Source organism: Gordonia sp. N1V (assembly GCF_029269935.1).
Taxonomy (GTDB): domain Bacteria; phylum Actinomycetota; class Actinomycetes; order Mycobacteriales; family Mycobacteriaceae; genus Gordonia; species Gordonia polyisoprenivorans.
In genome coordinates this window covers 147,496-166,173 of sequence record NZ_JARJDD010000010.1, presented here as the reverse complement: position 1 = coordinate 166,173, position 18,678 = coordinate 147,496, and the positions used below count along the sequence as shown (strand labels likewise).

Sequence of the window (18,678 nt, the reverse complement as noted above, 5' to 3'; positions counted from 1 at the left end):
AGCTCCTCATATCGCTTCACTTCTCGTGGATTGTCTCCGGCTGCACCGGCCGAACCGCCGAACCTCAGATGACCGCGGCGACCGCAGGCGCCGCGGCGTTGCGGGCGCCACCGTAGAGGTTGTCGATGAAGTCGGTGTCGTCGATGTCGCGGAGGTATCCGGTGTCCCAGATCTCCAGCGGGCCAATGAAGTTGCTCTCCGCATGGTGGAGGGTGTCGAGTTGATAGACATTCCAGATCGCGAGCGGATGTGGGTACGGCTTGGGGCTCAATGCCTGTGCCCAGTAGGCGCGCAGGTGGGCGATGTCGTCGGCGTCCTCGATGCCGATCAGCGGCGCAATGGTCGCTTCAAGGATGGCGCACGACTCGTCGGGACGGGTCTTGAGGAAGTGGATCGCCTCGATCATCGAACGCAGGAAGTCCCGTGTGAGCTCTTCATTTACCTTGACCCACTCCCGGTTTGCGCAAATGGTGGTGTTGTGGATGACCGGCATAGGCGGCAGATCGACGATGCGCAGACCACGCTTCTCGCCGAACTGGTCGAAAGGCACGTCGACGGCGGCCGCCGCAGCGTCGCCGTTGAGTACGGCCTCCACGGCGCGTCGTGCGACGCCGGTGCCCTGTTCGCGCCAGACATCGAAGGTGATGGTGTCGAGGTCGGCTCCGGCGATCTCGAGGGCCCGACGCAGGTTTCCGTAGACGCACGGAGCCGACGTGCTGACCACCACCGTTCTGCCACTGAGATCGGCCGGTGTGCGCACCGAGTCGTCGGCGATGAGACGATCATCCCAATCGTTCTGTGCCTGAGCCAGATAGACGAACCGCTTGTCGCCGCGCGATCGGTAGGCATAGGTGTCGTGGTGCAAACCGCTCATGAAGTCGTATTCGCCGGATAGTACCTTGGGGCCACGTTCGTTCATCTCGATTCTCGGTTGCCCGGGAACATCGGAGTTGGCGATGTGGGTGACGAGATCGAATCCATGTTTTTGGGTGACCCCGCTGTCTCGCCAGACGTAGCCGAGGGCCATGTGTGAGATGTCGCTGCACAACATGCGGACAGTAGTGGGACTCACCGGATGATCTCCTTGTGACGTGCGAATGGGTGCCTGATCACGGTGCGATGCGCGGCGCGTAGAGTCGAGTGGCTGTTCCGTTCAGCGGACTCGATTGCGCCATTGATAGACTCGTTGCGAGGATTGTGCATATCGAACGGTGTGGGCGCGTGGGGATATGCGAGTGTGGCTATCGGTTGTCTCGGCGAGGAGGCTGAAAACAGTGAGCTCGGAGTCGCCTGATCGGTCCGGGCCATACCCGGTGCCCGAATCATCCAGGCGGTCCGAGGCCATGGGCGGTCTCGCCAAGGGATTGGCGATCCTGGAGGCTTTTGATCGCGAGAACACCCAACTGACCGTCAGTGCGGCGGCCCGAGCCTCGGGGACCACGCCCGCTGCGGCCCGCCGGTGTCTGCTCACGCTGGTCGAGGCGGGATATCTGTCCCACGACGGCAAGTACTTTCGGCCCACACCGCGTGTGGTCCGATTGACTTCTGCGTACTGGAGTACCAGTACGCTCCCGACACTGGCACAGCCTTGTCTGGTGGCTGTCCGTGACGAACTGGGCGAGTCGGCGTCATTGGCCGTCGACGACGGGGTTGATTCGCTGTTTCTGGCACGCGCAGAATCCACCCGCATCGTTTCTGCCGGTGTGCGAGTGGGCGCGACGCTGCCGCTGTGGGCGTCGGCGACCGGCCGGGTCCTGCTTGCCGCGATGCCGTCGGCGCGGGTCGCAGACATCCTCGAGCGAAGCGAGCGGTTTCCGACCACGACGGCGACGATCGTCGACAATGACGCGCTGCTGCATCGGATTCGGCAAGCCCGTGAGTGCGGCTACGCCCACACCGACGAAGAGCTTGAGGTCGGCGTCCGCACGATCGCGGTGCCGGTCATCGACTCATCGTCGACGGTGCGTGCGGCGATGTCGGTAAGTTGCTTTGCCGCGCAGGTGTCGATGGAGCAACTCACCGGACCCTTCCTGGATGTCCTGCGCCGCGAGTCGGCGCGCCTGGGCAAGATGCTCTGAGGGCTTCATGATGGTCTACCGGAGGTGACAACCGGCCGCTGATCGGCGCTGTGGTGCGAGCAGTGTCGCAGAGCGACCCGGGCGGCGTTCCGTTCGCCGGAAGGCTTCGTTGATTCACCGATCGTCGTCTGGAAAGACTGTGCAGGGAAGTCGATGCGGTCACGCGAATATGCGGGCCGCGGTGAGACGCAGAGTCGCAACAGGCAAGGGGTCAGTGGTGCAGAACGGTCCACAACACACAGGTACTGGCGATCTTCGGGTCGCCGTCATCGGTGGCGGAATCGGCGGAATGGCGGCGGCCGGCGCGCTGTTGGCACGCGGTCTCGACGTCGAGGTCTACGAGCAGGCGCCGAAGCTGGCGGAGGTGGGCGCCGGGGTTCTCATCACCCCCAACAGTCTGCGATTCCTCGAGCGGATCGGACTGGGGCCGGCGCTGGCGGAAGTTGGCGCACGGATCTCCGACGGCTCCACCTACTACCGCGCTGACGGATCGGTCGTCGCCCCGATCCTGACCTCGGATTCTCAGGGGTGGAATGGCATGTACGGTATGCATCGAGCTGATCTTCTCGATGCGCTGGTGGAATCCTTTCCAGCACAACGCATTCACGCCGATTACCGGTGCGTGGGCTTCACACAGGACGAGTCGGGTGCTCACGTGGAATTCGCCAACGGTGAACGTGCACACGCCGACGTGGTGATCGGCGCCGACGGTATCAACTCCACCCTGCAGCGGTACGTGGTCGAACCGTCGACTCCGGTCAACTCCGGTTCTATCGCATATCGCGGATTGATTCCTGCGCAACGGCTTCCGGAATGGAAGCAGGCGGCATCGCAGCTGTGGATGGGTGACCGCAAGCACTTTCTGGTGTATCCGGTCCGTCGTGGCGAACTGATCAACTACGTCGCATTCGTGCCCAGCACTCGCGAACTCGCCGAATCATGGTCGGCGCCGGGAGATCCCGATGAGCTGCGTCGATCCTTCGAAGGCTGGGATCCGGTGGTGACCGGACTCCTCGAACAGGTGGAGACGACCCACTGGTGGGGGCTCTACGACCGTGAACCACTGACCGAGTGGACCTCGGGTCGGTTGGCGTTGCTCGGTGACGCCGCCCATCCGATGCTGCCGCACCTCGGTCAGGGTGCCAATCAATCCATCGAAGATGCTGCGGCGCTAGGTGTTTTCCTCGATGGCTGCGGACCTGCGCACGCCGACATCGTTGACGCACTGGCCGGCTACGCGCAGGTGCGCCGGCCGCGGACAGGTGAGGTCCAGGCCGGCGCACGGGCCAACGGCCGCCGCTATGACTCCGAGTATCCCGATCTGACGACCCGTGACTCCGAGATCGTCGACTCGGTCACCTTCCGGCGCTGGCTCTACGACTTCGATGCCGAAGCCGTCGCTGCTGCCGCACGAGAGCGATTGCAGTCCAGCGGAATCGGGAGCTGAACACCGATGCGAGTAGACACCTCGGATATCCGCGGCGTGTTGGCCATCATCCCAACACCGGCGACTGCCAATGCCTCCGATCCCGCAGCGATCGATACCGTCGACCACACCGAAACCGCCCGAGCGGTGTCAGCGCTCATTGACGACGGCGTCGATGCGATCATGGCCAACGGCACTCTTGGGGAGGGGGCGACACTCACCTTCGACGAGCACCGTGATTTCGCCGCCACCGTGATCGAGACGGCCGCCGGACGAGTCCCGGTCTTCATAGGTGCGACCACACTGAATACTCGCGATACCATCACGCGAGCAAAGCTATTCGCTGATATGGGGGCGTCGGGACTGTTGCTCGGACGACCGATGTGGTCGCCGTGCGACGACACCGCGACGGTCGGGTTCTATTCCGATGTGGCGCGAGCCGTCGACGATCTCGCGATCGTGATCTATGACAATCCGGTGTCCTTTCGCGGTCGGATCTCCACCCAGGCCTATGCCCAGCTCGCGCAGATCCCGCAGATCGTTGCCACCAAGTATCCGATGATGGGCCCCTCTTTCGTCGCCGACCTCGCAGCCACCGAAGGCACGATGGCGATCTTGCCGGTCGAGCGTGACTGGCCGACCGCCTGGCGTCTCAGCGAAGGCACCGTGCAGGCCTGCTGGAGTGGCAGTGCGTCGTGTGGGCCGGCCCCGGCGGTCGCGCTCCGTGAGGCCGTTTCAGCGGCCGATGCCGGCCGGATCGACGAGATCGGCGCGCAGTATCAGCATGCGGCACAAACCTTTTTCCCCAACGGCAGCTTCGAACTGTTCTCCAGATACAACGTGCAGTTGGAGAAGATCCGCATCAACGAGGCCGGATACATCGCCGCCGGCCCGGCCCGACCGCCCTACACCGCATGCCCGGACGACTACGCCGAGGGCGCCCGCGAGTCGGGCCGGCGATTGGCGCAGATGCATCGTCTGCACAGCACCGACGCGGGTGCGGTCAACGCGGGGAGTGTGCAGTGACGGCCGGATCGGTGGTCACCGACACGCTAGTGGGACACCTCATCGGCGGTCGGTGGCGCAGTAGCGGACCGACCACCGAGGTTACCGACCCCGGCCGGATCGATGATGTCGTCGGAGTGATCGCCGATGCCGATGCCGACGTCGTCGACGCCGCGGTGGCCTCTGCGGTGGCCGCGAGCCACGGTTGGGAACAGTTGGCCACCGAGGATCGGGTAGCGGCCCTGGCACGCGGGGTAGCCGCCGCGCATGCGCTGGCGCCGTCCTTGGCGACCCTCCTGGTGCGCGAGAACGGTGCCCTCTACGCCGAAGCGAGCACCGATATCGCTCGCGGTCTGGCGTTGGCCACCGACACGCTCCTGCGGGCGCCGCGATTTCTGGCCGACACCGTGCGTGTCGACGAGTCGTCATCGCTGGTGATCGCGCGTGATCCGGTGGGCCCGACGGCACTGATCGTCCCGTGGAACTCGCCGATGGTGTTGGCATTGAGCAAGGTGGCGCCGGCGTTGGTGGCCGGAAACACTGTGGTGGTCAAACCGTCGCCGCTGGCACCGCTGGCCCTGAGCCGGCTGCTCGGCGCGATCGCTGCCGAACTACCCGACGGCGTCCTCAACATCGTCAACGGCGATGCGGCAGGGGCGATGCTCACCGCACATCGCGACATCCGCGCGGTCTCGTTCACCGGGGGTACCGACACCGGACGCAAGGTCGCCGCCGCGGCGGCGGGGACCGTGAAACGCGTCGGATTGGAGCTGGGCGGCAACGACCCGGCACTCATCCTCGACGACGCCGACATCGACGAACTCGTCGACCGACTGTGTCGTGGGGTGTTCACCCGCGCCGGTCAGATCTGTTTCGGCGTCAAGCGCATCTACGTCGCGCGGACGCGCGCAACCGAACTCGTCGAAGCGATGACCGGTTGGCTCGAGAAATGTGTGGTCGGCCATGGTTTGGATGAGGGCGTGGTTTTCGGGCCGCTGATCTCCGCGGCGCAACGCGCTCGCGTGATCACACTCGTGGACTCCGCTGAACGCAGCGGTGCGACGATTCACCGCGGAGGCCGGTACACCGCAGCCGATCTCGAGAGCCGCGGCCACTACCTGCTGCCCACGGTGGTCACCGGCATCAGCGCCGACCATCCGCTGGTGGTCACCGAGCAATTCGGTCCGGCCATCCCGATCATCGCCTACGACAGCGTTGATGACGCCGTCATGTTGGCCAACGACAGCGAGTACGGGCTGGCGTCATCGGTGTGGAGCACCGACCAGGATCGGGCGATGGCGGTGGCCCGTCGTGTGTCTGCCGGCTGCGGATTCATCAACTCCCACAACGTGTGGTCGCTGTCGTTCGACATGCCTTTCGGTGGTGTGAAACAGAGCGGCATCGGACGCGAACGCGCTGACTGCGGTCTCGCGGAGTTCGTTGAGGAGCACGCCATCCGTTCGTCGAAGCCGACCCAGGAGGCCCGATGACCACGCAGCGCAGCACCACTGACAAGACCGAGGCGATCAGCGCTGCGGTCGCTCTCGCCGAGTTCCGTGCCGACATCGCAATCCAACGAACCCCTCTGCCCCGAGTGAACTCCGACGACTCCTATCTGGTGCGAGCCGAAGATGTGGCCTGGTACACCCCGTCGGGCACGAATCCGGCCCGGCTGGGTCCTGTGCTCGCATCGCCGATGAAGACCTTTGAACTGTTCCTCCAGGAGTTCGGTCCGGGGGAGTCCTCGGATATGCAGCAGCATCATCACGAGGCCGTCCACGTGGTGGTGTCGGGTCACGGGCACTCCGAGATCGAAGACGCGGTAGTTGCCTGGGGCCCAGGGGATTTCATCTGCGTGCCAACGATGCACTGGCATCGGCATTACAACGACAGCGCTGATGAGGGGGTGCGGATGCTGTTGGTCGAGAACTCTCGGCTGCTGGACTCACTCGGCCTGAACTACCGGGTGTCGGCGGGCTTTGTCACCTGGGATGAGCACCGGCGCACTCTGCAGGATGATCAGCAGCGTAGTGGGCGCGCGCCGATGTCGAAGGGTTACTGATGGACACCGGTCTCGAGCGCAGCGCCGATCGCGCCTATCTGTGTCTGTCACACAGCCCGTTCATGACGTTGCCCGGCAACGAGTCTGCCGGGCCGATCTATCGGAGAGCAGTCGAGCAGGCCAAGGCGTTCATCGCAGACTTCGGTCCCGATGTGGTGGTCCTGTTCGCCCCGGACCACATGAATCTGTTGAACAGTATCCGGCCGCCGTTCACCGGGGTGATCTCAGGAAAGACGCTCGCGGAGTTCGACATTCCCGAGTGCGAATTGGACATCTCACCGCTCGCCGCCGATCTGTACGCCCGCACCGTGGCCGCCGATGTCGATCTCGCCGTTGCGGAGGGAGTGTCGGTCGATCATGGGATGGGTCTGACCCTGATGCAATTGTTCACCCGACCCGACGCGGTGTCGCTGATCCCGATTGTCATCAATGCCATTGGCTTTCCACTGTTCCCGGTGCGGCGTGCAGCGCACGTCGGTGCGGTGATCGGCGAACTGCTCGCCGAGCGGGACGACAAGGTCCTGTTCGTGGGCACCGGCGGACTGAGTCACAACCCGCCGTTCCCCGAACCTGCTCCCGGCGCCCGCAGATTCGATGCAGATCAGCGACGAGAATCGATTGCCGGAGCGCTGACCTATCTCGATGAGCAATGGGATCGCAGCATCCTCGACGCGATGACCCGGGCCGATCTCGGGTGGTCTCATGATCTCACCCAAGACGAGCTCGATCGTCGCGGTGGTGGCGCCAATGAGATTCGGACCTGGGCTGCGGCGTGGGCTGCGGCTGGAAATGCCAAGGCAGATTTCACTTCCTACGAATTGGTCGAGCCGTGGATCACCGGCATGGGTGTGGCGTACGGGGTCGGCACCCCACGTCGCAGCTTCTCCGATGCCCGGCCCGGTACCGCGACGAGCGAAAGGCGATCCGATGACACTTGCCTCCACTGATCTGAGCGAACTGCGTGGTCTGCAGTTCGATGTCGAGCAGTTCCTGTATGAAGAGGCCGATCTACTCGACGAGCGGCGGTACCTCGAATGGCTCGATCTCCTCCATGAGGACATCAGCTATCAGATCCCACTGCGCCGCAACATCTCTGCCGAAACACCGGAGCGAGAGTTCACCCGCGCGGGCCACGACGCCATGTGGTTCGACGAGGACAAGACGACCCTGACGATGCGTGTGCGCCAACTCGCCACCGGCGAGCATTGGGCCGAGGAGCCGGTGTCGCGGGTCACGCACCTCATTTCCAATGTGCGGTTGGTGCAGGTGACCTCCGAGGACATCGAGGTCACCTCCCGATTCGTCGTCACCCGCAACCGGGTCGACACCGAAACCGATACCTTCATCGGTCGTCGGCGTGACGTGCTCGTGCGCCGCGATGATCGATGGCTGATCCGGCAACGTGTGGTCCACCTCGACCAGAGCGTACTCCTGGCCAAAAGCCTCACCATCTTCTTCTGACTCCCACCGCCGGCATTCCCAGCGCCGGCGCACGCGACGAAAGGTCCGCGCCATGATCACCCAGCCCGATCGCACCCAGGCAGATCACACACCTCCCGACCTCTCCGCCCTCGTTGATGTCGAGAACGGCATCATCAGTCGGCAGATCTTCGTCGATGAGTCGATCTTCGCGATGGAGATGAAGAATCTCTTCGGCCGCGCTTGGTTGTTCGTCGGACACGAGTCGCAGATCCCCCATCCCGGAGACTATTTCACCTCGCGGATGGGCACCGACGCGGTCTTGATGACGCGAGGAACCGATGACCAGGTGTACGTTCTGCTCAATTCCTGTCGACATCGGGGTATGAAGATCTGTCGATATGACGAGGGCAACACGATGACCTTCACCTGCCCGTATCATGGTTGGTCGTATTCGATCGACGGTGAAATCGTCGACACGCCAGGCGATCTCTTCGGGGTACCACAGTTCGGTGGCGCCTACGGGCGTAAGCTCCGACGCGAGGACTGGGGTTTGGTGCGTCCCGGTCGGGTGGAGAATTATCGCGGCCTGATCTTTGCCACCTGGGACGCCGGCGCCCCCGACTTCGCCGACTACGTCGGTACTTTTGTGCATTGGTTGAACAATCTTGCCGACAGTATGGCGGGGGTGCGAGCGGGTGCCGAAACCATTGCCGGCGTGCAACGGTGGCGGGTGCCGGCAAACTGGAAGTTTGTCGCCGAGAACTTTCTGGGCGACTCCTATCACGCCGACACCACACATTCGAGCGTGGAGACCGTCGGTATCGGGCCTGCCGGCCCGGGCGGGACCCGGCACGGGACCGGCCCCGACGCGCTCGCCGCGCGCCGCGCGAAGTTCCAGCGGTCGGTGTCCTATCCGCTGCTCGGTCACGGTGCGTGCGATTCCCCCGACGAGGTGCGGCCGTCGCCGACGTTCACCGATCGTCCGGAGCTGACCGAGTACTTCGCCGAGATGAACGCGCGTAAGCAAGAGATTCGACGCGAGCAGGGTGCTCCGCCGGGGGCCAATGGCCCGGCCACCCTGTTTCCGTCGATGTCGTTTCACGCGTTGGGCTTTCCCAAGTCGATTCTGGTGGCGCACCCGGTCTCGCCATGGGAGACCGAGATGTGGCGCTGGTATGTGGTGGACAAGGACATGCGTGCCGATGCCCGTGAGTGGTTGCGGCACTACTATTTGCGGTACTCCGGTCCCGGCGGTATGACCGAGCAGGACGATATGGAGAACTGGGATTATGCGACCAATGCCAGCCGCGGAACCCAGGCGCAGACCTTCGACTACAACTATGCCCAGGGCATCGGAATGACCACCCCGTGCTCCCTCGACGGCGCCGTCGAGTCCACACACTGGTCCACCGAGGAAAACGCTCGCAACTTCTATGCACGGTGGGCCCGGATCACCAGTGGTGAGAGCTGGGCGGATCTGATGACCGAGCCGACGACGCCGAACACGATCGGAAATGGCACGATTGCGCAGTCCCCGAGCGCGAGGGCCGGGGTGTGACCGAGACTGCCGCGCAACGCACCGCGCTGGTCACAGGCGCGGGGGCGGGGATAGGCGCAGCGGTGGCGCAACGGTTGGGTGCCGATGGCTATCGGGTGGTCGCGCTCGATCTGCATTATCCCGACGACGGCGCGCACTCGGGTGTGAGCAGAGTGGTCGGCGACATTGCGCAGCCCATGGACTGTGTGCGAGCTGTCGAGATTGCCGGTGCGCGAATCGATCTGGTGGTTCATGCGGCAGCGGTGCGTCCGGCGGGATCGCTCGCCGACACCGATCCCTCGCAATGGGAGCACTGCTTGCACGTCAATGTCACAGGGGCGGCCACCGTGCTCAACGCCGCAATGCACGGGCTCGGTGCGGGATCATGCGTCATCAATGTCGCGTCGGCGGCCGCCTACGGCAAGGCCGAGCTCGGCGCGTACGGCGCGTCCAAAGCGGCGTTGATCAGCTTCTCACGCACTGCGGCAATCGAATTGGCCGATCACGGGATTCGAGTGAACGTCGTCCTCCCCGGAGCGACCGAGACCGCCATGTTGGCCCAGGCGCGTCACGCGATCTCGACGTCGGCGCAGGGCGAATCGCCGCGGAATTTCGGTGGCCGCGTCCTTGATCCACGGGCGGTGGCCGACAGCGTTGTCGCATTGACCGCTGCGGAATGGGTGACCGGCGCGGTCATCCCGGTCGGCCTGTTGCCGTGGCAGTGGTGAGCACCGAATCGCTCGGCGTGGATGCGCCGACCGTCACGACCGAGGAAGCCTACGACAGAAGGACGAGAACATGCAGACCGTGGTGATCGTCGGCGCATCGCTGGCCGGCACACGCGCAGCAGAAACGTTGCGCGACGAAGGATTTGATGGCTCGATAGTGCTCGTCGGCGCCGAAGAGCATCTGCCGTACGACAGGCCGCCGCTATCCAAGCAATATCTCAGTGGCGAGTGGTCGGTCGAGCGTCTTGCACTGATCGGTGACGGTGAACTCGCCGATCTCGGCATCGAGACCCGCATGGCCACCGCTGCGGTCGGAGTCGATTCGGGTGCGCACCTCGTGCTCCTCGACGACGGGTCGACTCTGCCCTATGACGGTTTGGTGATCGCCACGGGTGCACGACCTCGGATGATTCCGGGGCTGGTCGCCGACGGAACCCGCCTACACACCATTCGTAGCCTCGACGATTCCCGTCGACTCGCCGAGCACGTTCGCAGTGGCCGGGTCCTCGGCGTGATCGGCGGCGGCTTCCTCGGTTCCGAGGTGGCTTCGGTGGCCGCCGAGAACGGCGCCGACGTCGTGGTGATCGAACGTGCCTCGACGCCGATGGGAGACGTCCTCGGTGCGCAGGTCGGTGCAGACATGGCAGAGCTGATGCGGGAAAAGGGGGTACGTCTGCGAACCGGGGTATCGGTGAGCGGAGTGTCCATTCCCGCGGTCGGCTCGAGCGGTTCGGTGGATATCGCCTTGGCCGATGGGAGTTCGGAGTCGGTCGATGCCGCACTCATCGCGATCGGTGCGGTACCCAACATCGAATGGCTGGCAAATTCGGGTCTGCAGATCGAGGACGGTCTGGTCTGTGATCGCACTCTGTTTGCCGGCGACTCCATCGTCGGCGCCGGCGACGTGGTTCGCATCCGGTTGATCGACGGCACCATCGCCCGACGTTCCGAACATTGGACCAGCGCAGCCGAACAGGGGCAGCGTGCCGCGCACAATCTGCTCGCAGGTCGCGACGCCGCAACCGAATTCGACAGTGTGCCCTATGTGTGGTCCGATCAATTCGGCGTGCGCATCGAGACCTTCGGCCGACCTCGTCCCGATGATGAGATAGAGCGTTTTGCGGTCGCCGCGGACGCACCGGCGGGTGTGTACCTGCATCGGCGTGACGGCCTGGTCACCGGGTGTATCGGACTTGCAGCCACCCGCAGCATCGTCGGCCTGCGGCGACACGTGCACAAGGGCGGCTCCCTCGACGATGCAGCCGAGGTCCTTGGTGCGGCGGTACCCAGTGCGATGGGGTCGGCACGATGAGGATCGAGGTCGATCGCGGAGCGTGCCTGGCCTATGGCAATTGTGTGGCTGCCGCTCCTGACGTGTACGACTTGCCCGACGCCAAGGTCGAGATCTTGATCTCCGAGCCGGTCGGTGAGCAAGCGATAGCCGCGCGTAAAGGCGCCAAACGGTGTCCGGCGCAAGCACTCGTCATCGTCGATGACGAGCAAGATCGAATCAACGAGGAGAAAAGATGAGTGCCGAACTGCAGCCCCTGGGTCTTCCCAACTACTCTGTCGGACCGCTCTTTCAGGTCGCTCGCGTCACGCGGGACCTGCGCAGGACCGTCGACGGCATGCTTCGGCTGGGGATCGGTCCCTGGGCGGTCTACACCGTCGACGAATCGAACCTGACCGGATACACCTACCGGGGTCGGGTCGAGAAGTCGTCGACGATCCTGATGGCGCTGTGCCGGATCGGTGAGATGACCTATGAGGTCATCGAGCCGGTCAAAGGTCTCTCGATCTATCAGGATTTCCTCGACGAGCGTGGTGAAGGTATCCAGCACTTGTGTTTTGACGCTCGGGGCGATCTATTCGATTCGGCGGTGACGACTTTGCAGGCCGACGGATACTCGCTGCTGCAAACCGGTACCTACATGGAGCAACTCAGATTTGCCTACTTCGGTACCGAGGAAGATCTCGGTACGGTGATGGAGATCGCCGACATTCCCGAGAACTTCGTCTTCGGTGCCCCGGACTTTGTGCTGGGTGATCCGACCGCCCCTTGACCCCGGGCCGAGACAACCAGTCCGACAACCCGTGCGATACCCCATACTGCGAAACGTTGATCCCACAGTGCCGCACGCCCCATGGTGGCCGAGAGATCGTAGGACGCGGATCGGGGCAGGATATCGGCCGCGAGGAGGGGTGCTGTTGAGGTGTTCACCGTGCCCCACGTGACCGGTGCGACCGTGATCACCCACCGGAGTGGCCGAATGTGGCGAGCGCCTGGTGTGGCCACCGGCATCGCCATCACCGATGGGTGAAGGGCAACAACGGCTTTCATCTCGCCGCTCCACCTCCGGTGCTGACCCTGAACGGTCTCGCGGGTGTCGCCGCGCACTCGATGCGCCGAGATGTCCGTCGTTCGCATCGTCGCCGCCGGGTGGGTGGCCGGGATGGGCATGGTTCACTTCTTTCATCGCCGGTGTAGCGAATCCGGATCAGTGAAAGGCGTCGGCATGCTCGAATCATGGGGAGATCGAAAGTCGGTGGCCGGGATCGTGGTCGATCAACGCATTCCACATCTTCGCAAATGATCTGTCCGACAGTCGTTCTCGCGCACTCAGCGGTCGTCGCCGGTTGGCCCATTGCGGGTCCTGTGTGCGACCGCGGCGACCGTGGGCGTCGAAGGTGACCCGCCGACGCACCGCGGTGACCATGTCGTTGGCCAGCTTGACCAGATGAAAATGATCAACCACCAACTGCGCGTTCGGCAGCAAGGCGTCGGTGACCGCGGCGGCGTAGGCGGCCGACGGATCGATCACCACGTGGCTGATCTGGTCGCGGAACTCCTCGGACTGCGCGGTCAGCCAGTCGGTGACGGCCGTGCTGGTGCGGCCCTCGACCTGCCCGAGTAGGCCCTGATCGCCACCGAGATCGATGAACCCGGTGTCCCACGGGCCGATGCGTACCCAGCGTCGTCCGTCGGCGTCACGGACCCAGCGGGGCTTGCCACGGCGGGTCTCGTCGATCCCCAGGACGCGCACCGGTTGCGGGGTGCCCAGTACCCGGTCGGCGTGCTCGACGAACGCGGCGTGTGCGGTCGGCCAGGACACGCCGACTCCGGCGGCAACCTCGACCACCGAGCGGGCTGCGTCCCCGACGGCACGGCCGACCTGAGTGCGCAATCGCGTCGTTGTTCGGCGCCGCGGTGGGACTTGCGGGATCGATTCGGTGAACGTGGCACGCTCACAGTCCGGGTTCCCGCACCGATATCGGGTCTTGTTCCACCGCAACAGGATTGGATCATCCTCATAGCGGATATCGCGGGGCCGGGTGACCGCGTGATCCTTCACCGACGTCGAGACCACCCGGCAGTCCGGGCACCGGGCCGCCTCCGGATCGCCGGTGACCACATCGACCACCCGAACACGGTCGACCTGCCTCGAGACAGCCCTGACCTCGAGTCCTTCCAGACCCAACAACAACGACGTAACATCAGCCATGCCCCTGGTACTCCTCACCGAAATCTTGAATGTGTCGCAACATCCAGATTTCCGGAGACCAGGGGCGTCTCACGTCATCGACACGCCGGCCTCTGACCAGGCATTGCCCGCTCAAGCTTGAAGAGCCGCTATATCGATGGCGCCGTTCGCTCGGGCGAACGCGCCGCGCGCGAAATTCTCTACACCCTCTGATCCGATCGGTGAGGCCGTTCCGACCAGCGTATGGGAGGGCCGCGCCCAACCGACCGACGCACCGGCTTGCGGATGCGTGAGTCCCTGCGAGCACGCGACGTCCAGTCGATGCGGAGGGTGCGCACACGCCGGGAACAGCGCCCAGTCGACGGACAACCGGTCCTTCCTGATTCGGAGTGCGTGGGGGCGTTCTGCCAGGCCGTCGGAGTGGGTGAGTGACCGCACGCTGTCGTAGGTGTCGATCAGGTCCTGGTAGACGGCGTAGGTGACCGCCACATGCTCGTCACGTGAGGTCGACCAGAACGGTCACGAAACTCGGATCCCCTTTGCCGCGAACATGTTTCCATGTGGAAGGACGGTACTCGACCATTGGGCGGTGCTCGACCATCGGCTGAGCGCAGCACAGGGCATCGATACCGTCTGGTCGGGCCCATGTTCACCGACTTCGCGGCTCATCGACATGGGCGAGAGTATGCGAGATGGCTTCGCCACCAACGGCCTTAGCCCTTTGTCAACGCAATCGCCGCCTCGCCGGTGTAGGTGAGGTAGGTGAAGGACTCCTGGAAGTACAGGTTCACCGTGTCGCCGTCGTGCGAGTCGTAGCCGATGGAGACGTCCTGACCGATGGTCAGCTCGAAATCACCGCCGCGGGTGGACAATACGAAGGCGCCGGATATCGCGGGCGCCCACACGATGTCGCCGTCGATCAGCCGCTGGATGTGCTGGCGGATCGGATATCCGTGGTTGGAGGTCTCGTTGATCAGGTTGTAGACGTCGGCGGAGACCGCGATCGAGTACGGGCCGTCGATGGAGGCGAGTTTGAGGGTGGAGAGCGCCTGACTGAACGCTTCCGGGTAGTCGCGGACGTCCTCCGGCAGCGCGATCGGCGTGGAGCTGGTCTCGGCGCGAATGCCGGAGATCCCAGCGGCCGCATAGCCTTCGAAGATCGCTTGATCCTCGGCGAGCGCGAGCTGGCGTGCGGCGTCGACGACCGGATCCCAGTCGGAGTCCTCGGCGCCGCGGTCGACGTCGTCGATGGCCTCGCGGGTGACGGTGAACGGGACCTTCAGTTCGACGAGCGGCTGCACATGGCGCTGAAAGGCGAGGATGCCGTCGGCGGGGGAGTCGATCTTGGATCGATGCCCGCGGGTGACCGACGACGCCTCGAGTCCGAGGGGCCCCTTGACGTCGACGATCCGACGCCCGGCGCTGTTGCGCTTGAACGAGCGGGTCGCCTCTTCTTCGATCGCCTCCCACGCCGAGGTGGAGATGGGCGCGAGTTCGCGATGCAGGTTGTTCATGAGGCGTCTCCTTGGTGGTGGTCGGATCGATCGGGGTGGCAGTGCGCGTCAGTGCAGTGAACCGATGCCCAACGACCCGTCGCTCGGACGCGACGGCGCGGTGGGTCTCGGTTCGGCGGTCGTCGGTGGGGCGTCGTCGGATTCGTCGTCTTCGGTGCCGGCAGCCGGAGCCGGGGGTAGGTCGTCGAGGAAATCGACTGTCGGGGTGAAGAACTGGGCGCCGGTGACTGCAGTGGTGAAGTCCAGGAGTCGGTCGTAGTTGCCCGGCGGGTCGCCGATGAACATCTTGCGCAGCATCTCCTCGGTGACGTCGGGACCCGAGGAGTACGCGATGTAGAAGGTGCCGGCCTCTCCGGTGCCGAGTTCGCCGGTGCCGGAGACGTTTCCGTAGGGCATGTTGTCGCGGACGACGTCGATCTCCTCGCCGTTGGCGTCCTCGACGACGTTGAGCGCGATGTGCGAGTTGGCGGGCTTCACATCGTCGGACATCTCGACATTGTCCAATTTCGTTCGGCCGATGGCGTTTTCCTGTTCGGTGACGCCGATGGCGTTCCAGGCGGCGAAGTCGGTGAGGTAGCGCTGAATGGCGACGTAACTGCCGCCGGCGAATGCCGGGTCCTCGTCGCCGACGGTGATCGCGTCGATCGCCGCCTGTCCCACCGGATTCTCGCTGCCGTCGACGAAGCCGATCAGGTCACGCAGATCGAAGTAGCGGAAGCCATGGACCTCGTCGACGACGGTGATCGCGTCGCCGAGATCGTTCATGGCCAGTCTGCCGAGCTCGTAACAGAGGTCGGCCTGGTCGGCCTTGATGTGCAGGAGTAGATCGGCCGGGGTGGCCGGTGCGGTGTGCACCGGCCCCTCATAGACGACGAACGGCCGCAGCGATCGTGGTCGCGCGCCCTCGAAGAGGCGATCCCACGCAGCCGAGCCGATCGAGATGATCCCGGCGAGTGCCTGATCGGGGGCACGCGAAGACACCGAGTTGATACGGGAGCCCAGTTCGGCGAGGAAGTCACGAACACCGGACTCGCCGCCCTCGTTGATCGTCATGACCAGGAACAGGGCGTATTTGGTCTTGCGTGTCAGGATCGTCTGCGGCACCGGCACGTCGTCTACCCTATCCGACTGACCGGATGGCCGTGGTCACTGAGGCAACCCTGCGAAAGATGAGATCAGGCAAGCCTTTTCAGGATATATGGATCAAGTTCCCTCGATGTTGACGTAGAGATGGGCGGAGACCCCGTCGCCGAGGATCAGGGCAGTCACCGACTGGAGGTCGCCGGGGGTGCCTCGATGTGATTCGAACAGGCGCAGGCCGGGGACGCAAGAGAACCCGAGGTTCTTGTGCCGGACACTCTCGCCGGCCACGCTGTCGCAGGTGGTCGGAGAGAACGCTGAGTAGGTAGGCCCCGGCGGATGATTTCTCGTGGTCTCGATGGTGTCGGGTGCCCCGTCGTAGCGGGCATAGACATTCGGTTTGCCGACGAAGGCGTTGTCCTGCTGGAATGCCTGGCCGAAAGCCCAGCCATCGACGAGTCGGAGTTCTTCGTCGTCGAGCGCCGTCGCCATCTCGTCGGCGTCGATCGACTTCAGTCGAGGCACACCCGCGTCGAAGTCACATGCAGTGATGCCGATGAGGATGAGTAGCGCACCGGTCGTACCGATGAGGCGGGCCCGCGTCCGCGATCCGCGCCTGCTCATTTCCGCGCGATCGCCCGCCCCGCGACCCGCCCGGAGAAGATGCAGCCCCCGAGGAAGGTGCCCTCGAGCGCGTTGTAGCCGTGGACACCACCACCACCGAAACCAGCGACCTCGCCTGCGGCGTAGAGGCCCTCGAAGACCGAACCGTCGGGTCGCATCACCGCCGAATCGAGGTTGGTCTCGAGTCCACCGAGGGTCTTGCGGGTCAAGATGTTCAGGCGGACTGCGATCAGCGGGCCGTGCTCCGGGTCGAGGATCTTGTGCGGTTTGGCCACCCGGGCCACCTTGTCGCCGAGATACTGCCGCGCATTGGTGATGGCCATCAGCTGCGCGTCCTTGGAGAACTTGTTGTCGACGTCGGCGTCACGCGCGGAGATGATGCGTTCGACCTTCTGCAGATCCAGTTGTGGGCCCCGGGTGATCTTGTTCATCCCGTGCACGAGTTCGGCGAGGTTGTCGGCGACGACGAAGTCCTCACCGTGCTCGACGAACGCGGCCACCGGTCCCGGGGCTCCCTTGGCCAAGCGGCTCTTGGCGGCAAACTTCAGATCCTTGCGCGTCAGATCCGGATTCTGCTCGGAACCCGAGAGCATGAACTCCTTCTCGATGATCGACTGCGTGAGGATGAACCACGAGTAATCGTGACCGGTCGCGAGGATCGCCTTCATCGTGGAGTTGGTGTCGAAGCCGGGGAAATTCGGCGGGGCCAGCCGGTCACCGTTGGCGTCGAGCCAGATCGACGAGGGTCCGGGAATGATCCGGATGGCGTGGTTGGGCCAGATCGGGTCCCAATTGATGATGCCCTCGGTGTAGTGCCACATCCGGTCGCGATTCACCAGACTCGCACCCGCGTCCTCGGCGATGCCGAGCATCCGGCCGTCCACGTGGGCGGGCACGCCGGCGATCATCGTCTTCGGCGCCGGCCCGAGGCGCTCCACCGGCCAGTTCTCGCGGATCAGATCGTGGTTGTGGCCGATCCCGCCGGTGGTGAGCACGACGGCGCCGGCGCGGACCTCGAAGTCGCCGACCACCTCACGGCTCGACGCCTTTCCGCGCTCCAGATCGGTGGGCTCGAGCAGGGCACCCCTCACCCCGACCGCCATACCGTCTTCGACGACGATGTCGTCGACGCGATGGCGGAAACGGAACTCGACCAGGCCGCGCCGCTCGGCGTCGAGCACCGGCTCGGCGAAGATTCGCACCACTTCGGGGCCGGTGCCCCAGGTCAGATGGAATCGCGGCACCGAGTTGCCGTGGCCGTCGGCGAATCCGCCGCCACGCTCGGCCCAACCCACCAGCGGTGCCCGCAAGCCGAGGTCGTGCAGGTACTGCCGCTTCTCGGTCGCGGCGAAGTCGACGTAGGCGCGGGCCCATTGTCGCGGCCAGTAGTCCTCGTCGTCGCGATCGAAGCCGGCCGAGCCCATCCAGTCCTGCAGTGCCAGCTCGGCGGAGTCGTGAATGCCGAGACGCCGTTGCTCGGGGGTGTCGACGAGGAACAGCCCGCCCAACGACCAGAACGCCTGCCCGCCGAGATTGTTGCGGTTCTCCTGATCGACGACGATCACCTTGCGTCCGGCGCGGGTGAGTTCATAGGTGGCGACAAGTCCGGCCAAACCGGCCCCGACCACGATGGCGTCGGCCTGCTGCTGCTGAGTCACTGGACCTCCCTGAGAGTCGACACCGACACTAATGCGCCCGACACCTGATCGGCACCGGTGCG

Annotated in this window: 18 protein-coding genes; 12 read left to right on the top strand and 6 right to left on the bottom strand. The window is 64.6% G+C overall.

What is annotated here, in order from left to right; all coding sequences use genetic code 11:
• Positions 1-64: 64 nt before the first annotated feature.
• Positions 65-1,072 (bottom strand): ABC transporter substrate-binding protein, encoded by a 1,008-nt coding sequence (locus tag P3L18_RS14965; protein ID WP_139765841.1) that lies wholly within the window; start codon positions 1,070-1,072, stop codon positions 65-67.
• Between the two features lie 271 nt (positions 1,073-1,343).
• Here P3L18_RS14965 and P3L18_RS14960 point away from each other — a divergent pair, with 271 nt between their 5' ends.
• The 12 genes from P3L18_RS14960 to P3L18_RS14905 all read left to right on the top strand — a co-directional run bounded on the left by P3L18_RS14960 (position 1,344) and on the right by P3L18_RS14905 (position 12,321).
• On the top strand, positions 1,344-2,078 hold the full coding sequence (locus tag P3L18_RS14960; protein WP_079931450.1) for an IclR family transcriptional regulator C-terminal domain-containing protein: 735 nt from the start codon (positions 1,344-1,346) through the stop codon (positions 2,076-2,078).
• 217 nt (positions 2,079-2,295) lie between these two features.
• On the top strand, positions 2,296-3,525 hold the full coding sequence (locus P3L18_RS14955; protein WP_276114484.1) for an FAD-dependent monooxygenase: 1,230 nt from the start codon (positions 2,296-2,298) through the stop codon (positions 3,523-3,525).
• 6 nt (positions 3,526-3,531) lie between these two features.
• Positions 3,532-4,530 carry a dihydrodipicolinate synthase family protein gene (locus tag P3L18_RS14950; protein ID WP_079931448.1) on the top strand — a complete coding sequence of 333 codons (999 nt, stop codon included), beginning with the start codon at positions 3,532-3,534 and terminating at the stop codon, positions 4,528-4,530.
• A complete protein-coding gene (locus P3L18_RS14945; protein ID WP_172398940.1) occupies positions 4,527-5,999 on the top strand; it encodes an aldehyde dehydrogenase family protein in 1,473 nt (490 codons plus the stop codon). Before P3L18_RS14950 ends, P3L18_RS14945 begins: the two co-directional genes overlap by 4 nt.
• The gene (locus tag P3L18_RS14940) at positions 5,996-6,571 is read left to right on the top strand and encodes a cupin domain-containing protein (RefSeq protein WP_079931446.1); all 576 of its coding nucleotides are present in this window, start codon (positions 5,996-5,998) and stop codon (positions 6,569-6,571) included. Before P3L18_RS14945 ends, P3L18_RS14940 begins: the two co-directional genes overlap by 4 nt.
• Entirely contained in the window at positions 6,571-7,518 is a 948-nt protein-coding gene (locus P3L18_RS14935; RefSeq protein ID WP_079931445.1) for a hypothetical protein, read from the top strand. The genes P3L18_RS14940 and P3L18_RS14935 overlap by 1 nt, the downstream gene beginning before the upstream one ends.
• Positions 7,499-8,032: a 3-phenylpropionate/cinnamic acid dioxygenase subunit beta gene (locus P3L18_RS14930; RefSeq protein ID WP_079931444.1), complete on the top strand. Its 534-nt coding sequence runs from the start codon at positions 7,499-7,501 to the stop codon at positions 8,030-8,032. The genes P3L18_RS14935 and P3L18_RS14930 overlap by 20 nt, the downstream gene beginning before the upstream one ends.
• A 52-nt stretch (positions 8,033-8,084) precedes the next feature.
• Complete coding sequence (locus P3L18_RS14925; protein WP_276114483.1) at positions 8,085-9,551, top strand: SRPBCC family protein; 1,467 nt, start codon at positions 8,085-8,087, stop codon at positions 9,549-9,551.
• Positions 9,548-10,258, top strand: a complete 711-nt coding sequence (locus P3L18_RS14920) for an SDR family oxidoreductase (RefSeq protein WP_172398939.1) — start codon at positions 9,548-9,550, stop codon at positions 10,256-10,258. The genes P3L18_RS14925 and P3L18_RS14920 overlap by 4 nt, the downstream gene beginning before the upstream one ends.
• Positions 10,259-10,328: 70 nt before the next feature.
• Positions 10,329-11,570: an FAD-dependent oxidoreductase gene (locus P3L18_RS14915; RefSeq protein ID WP_079931441.1), complete on the top strand. Its 1,242-nt coding sequence runs from the start codon at positions 10,329-10,331 to the stop codon at positions 11,568-11,570.
• Entirely contained in the window at positions 11,567-11,788 is a 222-nt protein-coding gene (locus tag P3L18_RS14910; RefSeq protein WP_079931440.1) for a ferredoxin, read from the top strand. The genes P3L18_RS14915 and P3L18_RS14910 overlap by 4 nt, the downstream gene beginning before the upstream one ends.
• Positions 11,785-12,321, top strand: a complete 537-nt coding sequence (locus P3L18_RS14905; RefSeq protein WP_079931439.1) for a VOC family protein — start codon at positions 11,785-11,787, stop codon at positions 12,319-12,321. Before P3L18_RS14910 ends, P3L18_RS14905 begins: the two co-directional genes overlap by 4 nt.
• A 462-nt stretch (positions 12,322-12,783) precedes the next feature.
• Here P3L18_RS14905 and P3L18_RS14900 read toward each other — a convergent pair whose 3' ends face one another.
• From P3L18_RS14900 to P3L18_RS14880, 5 genes are all read right to left on the bottom strand, one after another.
• A complete protein-coding gene (locus tag P3L18_RS14900) occupies positions 12,784-13,761 on the bottom strand; it encodes an ISL3 family transposase (RefSeq protein WP_276114482.1) in 978 nt (325 codons plus the stop codon).
• Positions 13,762-14,453: 692 nt separating this feature from the next.
• Positions 14,454-15,254, bottom strand: coding sequence for a family 1 encapsulin nanocompartment shell protein (locus P3L18_RS14895; RefSeq protein ID WP_276114481.1), 801 nt, complete (start codon positions 15,252-15,254; stop codon positions 14,454-14,456).
• Positions 15,255-15,302: 48 nt separating this feature from the next.
• Positions 15,303-16,364: a Dyp-type peroxidase gene (locus tag P3L18_RS14890; protein ID WP_276114480.1), complete on the bottom strand. Its 1,062-nt coding sequence runs from the start codon at positions 16,362-16,364 to the stop codon at positions 15,303-15,305.
• Between the two features lie 93 nt (positions 16,365-16,457).
• Positions 16,458-16,958 (bottom strand): hypothetical protein, encoded by a 501-nt coding sequence (locus P3L18_RS14885; RefSeq protein ID WP_014358557.1) that lies wholly within the window; start codon positions 16,956-16,958, stop codon positions 16,458-16,460.
• Complete coding sequence (locus P3L18_RS14880) at positions 16,955-18,616, bottom strand: FAD-binding dehydrogenase (RefSeq protein ID WP_276114479.1); 1,662 nt, start codon at positions 18,614-18,616, stop codon at positions 16,955-16,957. Before P3L18_RS14880 ends, P3L18_RS14885 begins: the two co-directional genes overlap by 4 nt.
• Positions 18,617-18,678 lie beyond the last annotated feature (62 nt).

Coding starts and splice junctions, on each gene's coding strand:
- P3L18_RS14960 (WP_079931450.1), top strand. CDS start 1,344: ATGGGCGGTCTCGCCAAGGGATTGGCGATCCTGGAGGCTTTTGATCGC.
- P3L18_RS14895 (WP_276114481.1), bottom strand. CDS start 15,254: ATGAACAACCTGCATCGCGAACTCGCGCCCATCTCCACCTCGGCGTGG.
- P3L18_RS14900 (WP_276114482.1), bottom strand. CDS start 13,761: ATGGCTGATGTTACGTCGTTGTTGTTGGGTCTGGAAGGACTCGAGGTC.
- P3L18_RS14885 (WP_014358557.1), bottom strand. CDS start 16,958: ATGAGCAGGCGCGGATCGCGGACGCGGGCCCGCCTCATCGGTACGACC.
- P3L18_RS14910 (WP_079931440.1), top strand. CDS start 11,567: ATGAGGATCGAGGTCGATCGCGGAGCGTGCCTGGCCTATGGCAATTGT.
- P3L18_RS14950 (WP_079931448.1), top strand. CDS start 3,532: ATGCGAGTAGACACCTCGGATATCCGCGGCGTGTTGGCCATCATCCCA.
- P3L18_RS14925 (WP_276114483.1), top strand. CDS start 8,085: ATGATCACCCAGCCCGATCGCACCCAGGCAGATCACACACCTCCCGAC.
- P3L18_RS14930 (WP_079931444.1), top strand. CDS start 7,499: ATGACACTTGCCTCCACTGATCTGAGCGAACTGCGTGGTCTGCAGTTC.
- P3L18_RS14905 (WP_079931439.1), top strand. CDS start 11,785: ATGAGTGCCGAACTGCAGCCCCTGGGTCTTCCCAACTACTCTGTCGGA.
- P3L18_RS14940 (WP_079931446.1), top strand. CDS start 5,996: ATGACCACGCAGCGCAGCACCACTGACAAGACCGAGGCGATCAGCGCT.
- P3L18_RS14935 (WP_079931445.1), top strand. CDS start 6,571: ATGGACACCGGTCTCGAGCGCAGCGCCGATCGCGCCTATCTGTGTCTG.
- P3L18_RS14915 (WP_079931441.1), top strand. CDS start 10,329: ATGCAGACCGTGGTGATCGTCGGCGCATCGCTGGCCGGCACACGCGCA.